Origin of the sequence: Winogradskyella sp. MIT101101, from assembly GCF_047126865.1 — a bacterium.
Lineage (GTDB): Bacteria > Bacteroidota > Bacteroidia > Flavobacteriales > Flavobacteriaceae > Winogradskyella > Winogradskyella ouciana.
The window spans coordinates 1,679,257-1,691,393 of record NZ_CP138982.1; the positions used below are offsets into that span (position 1 = coordinate 1,679,257).

A 12,137-nucleotide genomic window follows, 5' to 3' on the forward strand; every position below is an offset into this window, starting at 1 on the left:
TAAAGATCCTGAAATAAATTCAGGATGAAATGAAACGAAGAAAATTTATAAAAAATACGGCATTATCCGGAGCAGGATTAGCAGTTGGATCAACTCTAGCGAGTTGTGTTGATAACGAATCCAAAGAGAATAAATCTACTACAGCTACAAGCATAAAAGCAAGTTTACCATTGGTCATCGCTACTTGGCACGTAGAAGAAGCTACAGCCAAAGCTATGGAAGTCTTGCAAGCTGGTGGCAATGCACTCGATGCCGTTGAGCAAGGTTGTAGAGTTGAGGAAGCCAATGAAAAAGGACAGTCGGTTGGCAAAGGTGGTTTACCTGACAGAGATGGAAATGTTACTCTAGATGCTTGCATTATGGATAAACACGGTAACTGTGGCTCAGTGGTCTATCTTCAAAATATAACACATGCAGTTTCCGTAGCCAGAAAGGTTATGGAAGACACTCCTCATGTGATGCTTGCTGGTGAAGGTGCCAAACAATTTGCACTTTCAAATGGCTTTAAGGAAGAAGATTTGTTGACAGAAGCTTCAAAAGAAGCTTGGGAAAAATGGAAAGTAGAAGCCAAATACAAACCTATTATCAATATTGAAAACCATGATACTATTGGTATGCTTGCCATTGATAAAAATGGAGATATTTCTGGCGCATGTACCACCAGTGGCTTAGCTTACAAAATGGGAGGCCGTGTTGGTGACTCACCTATCATTGGTTCTGGTTTATTTGTAGATAACGAAATTGGTGCTTGTGTGGCAACAGGTTTAGGCGAAGAAGTGGTTAAAACAGTTGGCAGCTTTTTAGTGGTAGAACTGATGCGCCAAGGCAAATCTCCACAGGAAGCCTGTGAGGAAGCCATTGGTAGAATCGTCAATAAACCTAATAGTAATTATAAAGACTTTCAGGTTGGGTATATTGCAGTTAACAAGCGAGGAGAAACTGGTCATTATTCCATTCATCAGTATTTTAGCATGACTAAATTTCAGGACGGTGTTAATGAGCAAATTCAGTCGGATTACTACAATAAAGTTTAAAACCACTTTACAGTTAGCCTCGCTATTTTTTCTTTCAAACTAGTATAAGGTGGAAAAAGTAAAGTCACTGGTCCAGACGCATAACGTTTTAATATAGCACGTTCATTAGAAAAAGCTTTAAAACTATAAAATCCATGAGCTTTACCAATACCGCTACTATTACTACCTCCAAATGGCAAATGATGATTAGAAAATTGAATTCCATTAGCATTAATGCATGTTGTTCCTGCTCTGGTATTATCAATAATATAGTTTGTAAAAGATTTTGACTTAGAGTATACGTATAGCGCTAGTGGTTTATCCTTATCTTTTAGATACAACACAACCTCTTCTTTCTCTTTATAAGTTTTGATAGGCAAGATTGGACCAAAAATTTCTTCGTTCATTAAAAGAGACTCTTGTTTTAAATTTGATATTACTGTAGGACCAATAAATAGGTCTTCTTCATTAATTTCTCCTTCTACTATAAATTCAGCTTTGTGTGTTTTAGCATCTTCTAGATAAAACTTAAGCCTATTGAAATTTTTACTACTAATGATTCTACCATAACTATTAGATTTTGAAGTATCCGAACCATAAAATTCGTTTAGATATTGCTTATAATGAATTATAAAAGAATCTAAGATCTTCTCTTGTACAAATACATAGTCTGGTGCTATACAAGTTTGTCCACAGTTAAAGTGTTTTAACCAAGCTACCGTTTTTGCTGCTAATTTTATATCAACATTATTATCTATTATCACAGGTGATTTTCCTCCAAGTTCTAGAGTTACAGAAGTTAAATGCTTTGCGACAGCTTTCATTACTATTTTTCCAACAGGTATTGAACCTGTAAAAAAGATATGATTAAAGGGAAGTTTTAATAAATTTTGAGCTGTCTCAACATCTCCTTGTACTAATGCAACCTCATCTTCATTAAATAAGTCCTTTACTATAGTTGCCATTAGCTCAGAACAATGCGATGAAATTTCAGAAGGCTTTATAATTACAGTATTTCCAGCAGCAATTGCCGCGACAAGAGGTGATAAGGTTAGATTTATAGGGTAATTCCAAGGAGACATAATAAGGCAAACACCCTTGGGTTCGTACTTAACCCAAGACTTTGTACCTAATAGTACAATATCTGTTTTCACCTTTTGTTTCTTTAACCAACGATGCAGATTAGACTTAGCATGTTTAATTTCTTTTATGATAAGATAGACAGCTACTAAGTCTGATTCTACAACAGGTCGTTTTAAATCTTTATATAAAGCCTTTTTGATTTGTTCTCTATAGGTTACCTCAATAGCGTGTTGTAAAGCATTGAGTTTCCTTTTTCTCTCTTTAATAGTGCTTTGTGCTATTTTGTATTGATTGTTCTTTTGCGCTGAGAACAATTTAAAATATGGATTGTCTTTGTAATCTTTCATTTTCGTTGTTTACCGTCAAAGTGATTTGCAATTGTGCATTTCATCGATATATTGTGTATGGCACTGTATTTCATCTAAAACATAAGGTTTTTCATCTTGAAAATCAACAGTTTTAAAGGGATACAAGCTCACTTTGTGCATTTCGTCGATGTTTTTAACTAACAAATGTCAGTTATCTAATTATCGCCTTGTTTCGTCCAAAAATTTCGTGCACAATAAATATCTAACGTTTCTTTGAACCGAAGTTAAACAAAACAATTTAACACTCATGAAAAAAGGTTTAGTCATATTATTATTCTTAACATTATCTATAGCAGGATATGCTCAGCAAGATGTTGTTAGCAATATGGATACTGAACTTGTTGAGACTGTTAAAGCTGAAAAGCCTGAAGCTAAGAAAGCTACACTTTCTGCTAAGATCAAGGCTAAAGTGATTAGAATTAATCATAAAAAAAGTAACGAGATCATAAGTATTAAAGCTTACAGAAAAAGTCTTCAAATTAAAGTTAAGACTGTTAAGCTTTGCTAATTAATATGCTATTAACTAACGAAAAAGCCGAAACTTTTGTTTCGGCTTTTTTAATTGTATTAATCCACTAAATGCAGTTCGCCTTTGGTTTCTTTCTCCTTCAGTTCTTTAACCAGATCTAATGCATCTGGTATTACATCACTACATAATATAATCAAAGATCCTTTTACGGCATTTTTAACCGCATACTTTATGGCCTCACTTTCTGAAGGAATTATTGTGGTCTTCTTATTTGGATCCTTCATCTTTATACCATCATTCAACATCTTAATCAACTCTTCTTCTGTTTTACCGCGTAAACGTTTATCCTGACGAATGATGATTTCATCAAACATTTCAGCAGCTATAGATCCCATTTCGTTGTTATCTTCAACACGTCTGTCGCCAATTCCGGCAATGATACCAACTTTAACGGTTGCTTCTAACTCATCAGTAAATTTCTGTAAAGCTCGCATTCCTGCTGCATTATGTGCGTAATCCAACAGGATACTAAAATCGTTAAACTTGAATAAATTTAATCGTCCGGGTGTTTGTGAAGCAGATGGTATAAAAGTTTCCAATCCTGCTTTCATATCTTCAATACTGATACCCTGTACATGTGCTGCTAAAATACCAGCTAACACATTCTGAATCATGAATTTCGCCTTCCCACCATAAGTTAACGGAATGTTCTCCGCTCTCATGATGCGCATTTTCCACTCTCCTCTACAAATAGTTACATAACCGTTTTCATAGACTGCAGTAATCCCATTAAGGCGTTGTAGCGCTTTAATCCTTGGGTTATTTTCATCCATTGAGAATAATGCTACATTACACTCAACACTTCGTCTCATATCGTACACCAAATCATCATCAGCATTTAAAATGGCATAACCATCTGGTAAAACGGTTTCAGGAATGACCCCTTTAACTTTGGCTAATTGCTCAACGGTATGAATCCCTTTTAGTCCTAAATGATCTGCAGCAACGTTTGTTACAATACCAACATCACACTTTTTAAAACCAAGACCAGCTCTTAACAGTCCACCTCTAGCACATTCCAACACTGCAAAGTTGACCGTTGGATCCTTTAAAACAAATTCTGCACTAGCAGGACCAGTACAATCACCTGTCATTAAAAGTCTATTCTGAATATATACACCATCACTCGTGGTATAACCTACACGATAGCCTTTCATTTTAGCTATATGAGAAATTAATCGCGATGTGGTGGTTTTACCATTAGTGCCTGTAATTGCTATTATTGGAATACGACCAGTATCACCTTGCGTTGGAAATAATTTATCTATAACAGGAGCGGCCACATTACGAGGTAAACCTGTTGTTGGTGCCAAATGCATTCTAAACCCTGGGCCTGCATTAACCTCCAACACTGCACCACCCGTTTCTGATAATGGCTTGGTAATATCCGTAGTCATAATATCAATGCCACAAATATCTAAATCAATGATTTTTGAAATACGCTCTGCCATGCTCACATTCGCAGGATGGATAATATCTGTAATATCTTCAGCAGTACCTCCCGTACTTAAATTGGCCGTATCCTTTAGAATCAGTCGTTCACCATCTGCTAAAACAGAATCTAAGGTATAGCCTGCATCCTTAATAATAGTTTTGGTAAGGTCGTTAACCGTGATTTGAGTCAACACATTCTCATGTCCATAACCACGTCGTGGATCTCTATTGACTTCATCGATTAATTCCTGTACAGTTGATTTTCCATTTCCAACCACATGAGCTGGTGTACGGATAGCACCAGCAACCAATTTATTATTTATAACAAGTAATCTATAGTCATCACCAATGATAAACTTCTCAACTATGATGGCTCCACTGCGCGAACTTTCTTTTGCTTGTCTAAACGCTTCGAGCGCCTCATCGTAATTATTAATATTAACCGTAATACCACGACCATGATTACCATCAATGGGTTTTATAACCAAAGGGTAACCCACATAACGACATGCTTCCTCTAAACTGCGTTCGCGACGGATGATGTCTCCTTTAGGTACTTCGACCTCAGCTTGCTCCAATAGATATTTCGTATCTTCTTTATCACAAGCCAATTCCACACCGATACTACTCGTTTCACTGGTAACCGTTGCCTGAATTCGCTTTTGATTGGCTCCATAACCCAATTGGCAAAGCGAATATTTATTAAGTCTAATCCATGGAATGCCTCTAGATTCAGCTTCCTCAACTATAGAGCCCGTACTTGGTCCAAGACGCTCTTTTTCCCTTAGCTCACGCATGTGCTGAATATCGTCCTCCATATCGTAATCCTCACCTTTAATCAAGGCTTCACAGATATCCACAGAAACTTTTGCAGCATAACGTCCAACACTTTCTTCAATATAGGAGAATACTACATTATAAACGCCTTTTTCGCCATAACCTCTTGTACGACCAAAGCCTGTATCCATACCTGCAAGGGTCTGAATTTCGAGAGCGATATGTTCAATGATATGGCCCATCCACGTGCCTTCTTTTACACGCTGAAAAAAACCACCTGGCTCACCAACCGAACAACGATGGGAGTGCATGCTTGGAAACATTTCCGTAAGTCGCTCATAAAAACCAGGCACCTTGTTAGATGGATAATCTTCCATAGAGCCCAAGTCCAGAACCATTACAATTAGCTTATGTCGTCTTACGGACCAATAGTTTGGTCCTCGCATGGCATTAATACTTCTTATCTCCATTTATAGTTGGTTTTGTTAGTTTTTAAGAGTGAAAGATTATAAATATAAGACATTCCAATAGAAAATTTGACTTATTTTTGCTCAATATTTTTAGATAAAAACTATGCAGAAGAATAAGGGGACATTAATACCTATAGGCGGAAATGAAGATAAAGGTATTGAAGATGATGAAATGTACACTTTAGACTTTATTGATGAAGGAATCTTGTCCCATGTGGTGAGAGAAGCTGGTGGAATTGATGCTAATATTGTCGTTATTCCTACAGCATCTAGTATTCCTGTTGAAGTTGGTGAAAATTACTTAACAGCCTTTTCTACTCTAGGTTGCAAAAATATAGATGTATTGGATATTAGGTCTAAAGAAGATTCTGAAACCGAAAACGCTATTGCTCTCATAAAAAATGCTGACTGCGTTATGTTTTCCGGAGGTGACCAGTCTAAAATAGCTAATAAAATTGGTGGCTCAACTATTCATAAAATTTTATTGGATCGTTACAAAAACGAAAAAGGGTTTGTGATTGCTGGTACAAGTGCTGGTGCAATGGCAATGGCTAAAGAAATGGTGGCTGGAGGAAGCGCTGCGGAGTCTTTTGTTAAAGGTGCAGTTAAAATGTATAAGGGTTTGGGCTTAATACCAGAACTCATTATAGATACACATTTTATAAGAAGAGGACGATTTGGTCGTATTTCTGAAGCTGTGGCACAATTTCCGAAGCTTATTGGACTTGGTTTAGCAGAAGACACAGGTTTGATCATTAAGAATAATCGTTTTGAAGTTATCGGCTCTGGAATGGTGATTGTTTTTGACGGTAGAAAAATAAAACACAACAACCATAGCGTTTTGCAAGAAGGGACTCCAATGTCACTTACAAATATGAAAACCCATATTTTATCCAACGGTGACCGTTTCAATATTAAGAATCAAAAGATTGAAATATTACCGATTGAGGCTCCTTTTATTTAACTTTAAAACACTTATTTCCAAGATGTTTTACTTCCACTATTTATAGATTGAAATCTCTTCTTTTCCATCCGAAGATTTACAAGCTCTGTACATTCCCTCTGTATTAAAAGGCATAGCGATATTCCCTTTGGCATCTACGGCAATTAGCCCTCCGTCACCATTAATTTCGAGGATACGTTTATTAATCACTTCGTCTGAAGCCTCTTCTAAATTCATGCCTTTATGTTCCATTAAGCACGAAACATCGTAAGCCACTACTCCTCTAATAAAAAACTCACCACTACCAGTACAACTCACTGCACAGGTTTTGTTATTGGCATAATTACCCACACCAATCATGGGTGAATCACCAACACGTCCCCATTTTTTATTGGTCATTCCACCTGTTGAAGTTGCAGCAGCAATATTTCCATTTTGGTCACAGGCTACAGCACCAACGGTTCCGAATTTTCCGTCTTTCTTTACGCTATGGTCTAACTGAAACGTATCACTATCTTTAATACCTTGCCACTGCTTGTATCTTACTTCGTCGTAAAAGTATTCCGGTGATTCTATACCATAACCTTGCTCTTCAGCAAATTTCATGGCACCTTCACCCGCCAAAAACACATGGTAACTATTATCCATCACATCTCTTGCCAAGGATACTGGATTTTTAATTCCTGTTACCAATGATACTGCTCCAGCATTCAGGGTTTTACCGTCCATTATGGCAGCGTCCATTTCGTGCGTGCCTTCTGCCGTAAAAACAGAACCTTTGCCTGCATTGAATAATGGTGTATCTTCCAATAATTTTACGGCAACTTCAACAGCATCTGTAGCTGTACCTCCCTTTTCCAAAACCTCAAAACCTGCATCTCTGGCGGTTTTTAAGGCATTTTTGTATTTGGTCTCTAAGGCTTGAGTCATTAACCCTTTTACCAATGTCCCAGCTCCTCCATGGATGGCTATTGAGAATGTGTTGTCATTCATATAAAATAAATTATTGCCAAAAATAAGCCTTGAAAATTATATCCAAGTAGCTTTTAAAAAAATTCACAAGTGATGTAGCATATTTTGTAATTAATCGTAAGTATTTCCTTATGAATTTTAGAATTTGTATTTTAGTATGAGACTATTAATCTACAATGAACAAGAACACTTACGCTTATTTTAGATTAAGTAACACTAACCTTTCCCTACTCTTATGTTTAGTCAGCTTAATTTCTAGTGCTCAAAACTTAAATTTTTCTCATTTAGGTTTGGACGAAGGTTTACCACAAGAGACCATTCATTGTATAGATAAAGATAAAAACGGCTTTATATGGCTTGGTACTTCAGATGGTGCGGTACGTTATGATGGACATGATTTTTTTGTGCCTCAGCCAGATGCAAATTCTGGTCTTGATATTGCTGGTTATCGTATTGGAACCATACTAGCTAAGGACAACTTTGTGTATGTTGGCACAGGTCAAAATGGCTTAATTCGTTATGATATTTATAATGAGTCCATTGTTCAGGTCGGTGATACCAATACCAACTGTACAAGACTGATTGCATACAATGATTTTATTTTGGCAGCTTTTTATAATAATGGTGTAGCTATCATTGACCAATTTGGTACTTTTCATAGTAACAATTTCGAAAGGAATTTTCCTAAGAAAATCACTGGCATTGCGGTATATAAAGACATTATTTACGTTGGAACAGACGAAGGCATTATTCATGCTGCAACATTCAATACCAATAACGATTCTGGTTATGACCTCTTTTTTGAACCCATTGCCAATCTTAATACTCCAATCAACAATCTTAAAACGTTAAACAATAATCTTTGGGTAACTACAGATTCTGGAATATTTAAATTTTCTGAAGAAAAAAATGAGTTTGAATTTACTGAAATCATTGAAAGTGGAAACACGGTCCTGCTCAACACCAATACCTTGGCCTATCACAACAATACATTTTATATTGGCACAACCTCTGATGGACTATTGTTAGCAAGCTATACTGATGGTAAACATGATGTAAAACAACATTATATTGCTGATAAAAAATATGATGCTTCTACCATTAATTCAGATGGTATTAACGAGCTATTCATTTCAGATGGTTTGTTGTTTATAGGAAATATTAATTTAGATATTACAACTGTTGAAGCTCAAGATGTCTTTGCTCAGCCTACGGATAATTTCTATCTAGATAACCCTTCTGTTTTTGCAGTTTATGATACTGAGGACTATTTGTTTACAGGTTCTTCAAGTGGATTGGTTATTTCTAGTAATTCAGACCCCTCAAAATTCAATGTTCTAACAAATCATAATCGTGTTAGAGGCATTACAAAAGATGATAACAATAATATTTGGTTTGTGACTAATAAAGGGGTTTTTGTGATACTACTTACAGATTTTGATATTGAAAATCCAACAATTCTAAAAGCACCAATTAATACCAATAATCCATCACAACTACCAGCCGAAAATATGCGGAGCATTTATAAAGATAACTCTGGCAGCATTTGGATTACGACTTTTAATGCTGGATTTTCAAAGTTTGTTGGTAATGTTTCCGAAGGTGATTTTAGATTTAAAAATTACAGCTCAGAAGATTTGGCTTCAGTTTTTACATTATCTATGGTTAAAGATGCTCAGAACAACTATTGGATGAGTACCCAAAAAGGCTTGAGTAAACTCAATTTTGAAAATGATGAATTAGTTGCAGTCAAAAATTATGATGAAACTTTGGGATTAGCGACAAGAGGTGTATTGAGTTCGTTTGTAGATTCTGAAAACACACTATGGGTAGCAAGTCGCAAAGGACTGAATAAATATAATGCTGAAACGGACAGTTTTAAGTCCTATGGAAAACGTGATGGCCTAAGCAACACTTTTGTTTACAATATTAACGAAGACAACTTAGGCAACTTGTGGCTATCAACAAATGGTGGCTTATTTAAATTCAATAAATCAACTGAAGAATTTACCAATTACAATCCAAAAGATGGTGTACAGAGTACCGAGTTTAATCTGGGCGCAACATTTAAAAACGACACTAACGGTCATTTATATTTTGGTGGCATCAATGGCTTAAATATTTTTGATCCAAAGCGCATCGATGAGCTTGATAAAGAAGGGCATCTAAAATTTACCAGTCTTAAAATTAAGGATGACTATGTGCTGCCTAAAAACTCCAAAGTGCTTTCAACATCCATAAGCAACACTAGAGAAATCCATCTCAATTATGACGATTTTCCTGTTAATCTCGATTTTTCAGCACTGGATTACCGCCCAAATAGTAATATAAAGTACGTCTATAAATTGCTACCAGATGATACAGATTGGAATATACTAGATAGTAAAAACAATATTCAACTTCTCAACTTATCCTCTAAATCGTACACGCTTCAAATACAGGGAAAGTCTCGTAATGATTTATGGCAAAAACCACCTTTGGAATTAAAAATAAACGTCACACCACCTTGGTATAAAAGTAATCTAGCCTATCTATCATATCTACTTTTATTTCTAGGAATCGTTTATGCCTTTTACAGAATGAGTCTTCAACGGCAAATCGCTGGACAAGAATCGAAGCGATTACAAGACTTGGATGATTTAAAATCACGCTTCATTACCAATATAACGCATGAGTTCAGAACACCATTGACTATTATTTTAGGTTATTTAGGTAATTTAGGTAATTTAAAAGAACGTTTTTCTTCAAAAGATGAAGTTGGCACTTCTTTAGATACCATAGAGCAAAATAGTAATAATTTACTCGACTTGGTCAATCAAATGCTGGATTTGGCAAAGCTTGAGAAAGGACAACTCAACATTCATCTCATTCAAAATGATATTGCTGCTTTTTCATCTCATATAGTAGATAGCTTTAAAAGCATTGCTACTGATAAAGGTGTGAACTTAAAATTCTCAGCCAAACCCGATGAAATCATTATGGATTTTGATGCAGAAAAAATCCGTCAGATTTTGACTAATCTCATTTCAAATGCTATAAAATTTTCGCCTCAGAATTCTGATTTAAATATAAGGCTTCAAAGAATGAATTCTCCAGTGCTTCAAATTGAAGTAGCTGATCAAGGTTATGGTATCTCTAAAGAAGAGTTGCCTTTCATTTTCGACCGTTTTTATCAGGTTAAAAATGCAGAACATAAGGTTTCTCAAGGCACTGGAATTGGTTTAGCATTGACTAAAGAATTGGTAGAGTTATTTAATGGAACCATAAATGTCACTTCCGAAATCAATAAAGGAACAAGCTTTACTATTGAATTACCGATAACAAATACAGCAGCCTCAAAAAATATTGAACAAAAAGAGCATCAGATAACCATTGGTACAGTTGTGCCTCAAACAGATGATATTATTGTAGACGATGACGCCAATAGTGTATTGATTGTTGAAGATAATACTGATATGGCACGTTACATAGCTTCATGTCTTAAACCAGAATACAAAGTCACTTTTGCCAAAGATGGCAAGGAAGGGTTGGAACTGGCAAATTCTCAAATTCCAGATATCGTTGTTACGGACGTAATGATGCCAATTATGGATGGGTTTGAGTTGACCCAAAAACTGCAATCTGATAACAATACCAATCATATTCCTATTATTATGTTAACCTCTAAGGCGATGCAAGAAGATAGATTGGAAGGTATTACAAGTGGTGCAGATGCTTATTTAACAAAGCCGTTTCAAAAAAAAGAATTGCAATTACGTATACAAAAGCTTATAGCTAAACGTAAACAATTGCAAGAGCGTTATGCTGTTAACACAATTGTTGAGAAAAAAGTAGAACGAGCTAAACCAAAAGACAAAAACCTTATCTTTTTAAATTCAGTAGTTGATGCTATTCACAAACACTTAGACGATTCTAATTTTGGAGCTACCGAACTTGCTAATTTTTTAGCGATGAGCGACTCACAACTCTACAGAAAGCTAAAAGCAATTTCAAATACCAGTACGGCCATTTTTATAAGAAAAGTACGTTTGGAAAAAGGTAAGAAATTACTTAAAACATCACATTTATCCATTTCTGAAATCGCTTATAATGTTGGTTTTAACGATCCAAACTACTTTAGTAAGACCTTTAGAGAGGAATTTGGACAAAGTCCTTCTGATTTTCGTAACTAACTGAAAATCAGATTTTTTTTCAATATCAGACATAATAATCCTTGTCATTTTTCTTCATTTTGACAAAATACTCCTTGTTTTTGAAAAAATAATCAAGACCATTTTTAGGGATAAACTATAGGTTTGTTAAGCTATTAATTATAAAACCATTGTCAGATGAAAACGTCAACACTTCTCGTCTCACTACTCATCATTAACTCTAGTTTTTTGGCAGGCCATATTTCCATTCAATTAATGGGAAACCTTAATCCTTTTATACTTGGTGGAAGCGAACTTTTTCTTGGCTTAACTTATTACATCCATACGATTTTCAGAGATGTTAGAAACGCATTTGATGTAGACGTAAAACTATAATCTTACACAGATTTAATCCCTA

Annotated in this window: 8 protein-coding genes; 5 read left to right on the forward strand and 3 right to left on the reverse strand. The window is 35.5% G+C overall.

Annotated features, from left to right (window positions below; genetic code table 11):
• Window positions 1-29 precede the first annotated feature (29 nt).
• Window positions 30-1,034: an isoaspartyl peptidase/L-asparaginase gene (locus SIB89_RS07680; protein WP_412561775.1), complete on the forward strand. Its 1,005-nt coding sequence runs from the start codon at window positions 30-32 to the stop codon at window positions 1,032-1,034.
• Here SIB89_RS07680 and SIB89_RS07685 read toward each other — a convergent pair.
• On the reverse strand, window positions 1,031-2,443 hold the full coding sequence (locus SIB89_RS07685; protein WP_412561776.1) for an aldehyde dehydrogenase family protein: 1,413 nt from the start codon (window positions 2,441-2,443) through the stop codon (window positions 1,031-1,033). The two genes, SIB89_RS07680 and SIB89_RS07685, sit on opposite strands and share 4 nt — an antisense overlap.
• A gap of 268 nt (window positions 2,444-2,711) precedes the next feature.
• Between SIB89_RS07685 and SIB89_RS07690 the strand changes: the two genes are divergently transcribed.
• Window positions 2,712-2,972 (forward strand): hypothetical protein, encoded by a 261-nt coding sequence (locus tag SIB89_RS07690; RefSeq protein WP_412561777.1) that lies wholly within the window; start codon window positions 2,712-2,714, stop codon window positions 2,970-2,972.
• A 59-nt stretch (window positions 2,973-3,031) separates the two neighbouring features.
• Here SIB89_RS07690 and cphA read toward each other — a convergent pair whose 3' ends face one another.
• Window positions 3,032-5,674 carry a cyanophycin synthetase gene (gene cphA / locus SIB89_RS07695; protein ID WP_412561778.1) on the reverse strand — a complete coding sequence of 881 codons (2,643 nt, stop codon included), beginning with the start codon at window positions 5,672-5,674 and terminating at the stop codon, window positions 3,032-3,034.
• Between the two features lie 103 nt (window positions 5,675-5,777).
• Between cphA and SIB89_RS07700 the strand changes: the two genes are divergently transcribed.
• Window positions 5,778-6,638: a cyanophycinase gene (locus SIB89_RS07700; protein ID WP_412561779.1), complete on the forward strand. Its 861-nt coding sequence runs from the start codon at window positions 5,778-5,780 to the stop codon at window positions 6,636-6,638.
• Window positions 6,639-6,674: 36 nt separating this feature from the next.
• On the opposite strand, the gene SIB89_RS07705 is transcribed toward SIB89_RS07700, so the two are convergent.
• Window positions 6,675-7,610 carry an isoaspartyl peptidase/L-asparaginase family protein gene (locus SIB89_RS07705; RefSeq protein WP_412561780.1) on the reverse strand — a complete coding sequence of 312 codons (936 nt, stop codon included), beginning with the start codon at window positions 7,608-7,610 and terminating at the stop codon, window positions 6,675-6,677.
• A 155-nt stretch (window positions 7,611-7,765) separates the two neighbouring features.
• Between SIB89_RS07705 and SIB89_RS07710 the strand changes: the two genes are divergently transcribed.
• Together SIB89_RS07710 and SIB89_RS07715 are read left to right on the forward strand one after the other, a co-directional pair.
• Window positions 7,766-11,761: an ATP-binding protein gene (locus SIB89_RS07710; RefSeq protein WP_412561781.1), complete on the forward strand. Its 3,996-nt coding sequence runs from the start codon at window positions 7,766-7,768 to the stop codon at window positions 11,759-11,761.
• Between the two features lie 156 nt (window positions 11,762-11,917).
• Window positions 11,918-12,115: a hypothetical protein gene (locus SIB89_RS07715; protein ID WP_412561782.1), complete on the forward strand. Its 198-nt coding sequence runs from the start codon at window positions 11,918-11,920 to the stop codon at window positions 12,113-12,115.
• Window positions 12,116-12,137 lie beyond the last annotated feature (22 nt).

Excerpts from the sequence above, each read along its gene's own strand:
- SIB89_RS07715 (WP_412561782.1), top strand. The coding sequence starts at position 11,918 with ATGAAAACGTCAACACTTCTCGTCTCACTACTCATCATTAACTCTAGT.
- SIB89_RS07710 (WP_412561781.1), top strand. The coding sequence starts at position 7,766 with ATGAACAAGAACACTTACGCTTATTTTAGATTAAGTAACACTAACCTT.
- SIB89_RS07680 (WP_412561775.1), top strand. The coding sequence starts at position 30 with ATGAAACGAAGAAAATTTATAAAAAATACGGCATTATCCGGAGCAGGA.
- SIB89_RS07685 (WP_412561776.1), bottom strand. The coding sequence starts at position 2,443 with ATGAAAGATTACAAAGACAATCCATATTTTAAATTGTTCTCAGCGCAA.
- SIB89_RS07700 (WP_412561779.1), top strand. The coding sequence starts at position 5,778 with ATGCAGAAGAATAAGGGGACATTAATACCTATAGGCGGAAATGAAGAT.
- cphA (WP_412561778.1), bottom strand. The coding sequence starts at position 5,674 with ATGGAGATAAGAAGTATTAATGCCATGCGAGGACCAAACTATTGGTCC.
- SIB89_RS07705 (WP_412561780.1), bottom strand. The coding sequence starts at position 7,610 with ATGAATGACAACACATTCTCAATAGCCATCCATGGAGGAGCTGGGACA.
- SIB89_RS07690 (WP_412561777.1), top strand. The coding sequence starts at position 2,712 with ATGAAAAAAGGTTTAGTCATATTATTATTCTTAACATTATCTATAGCA.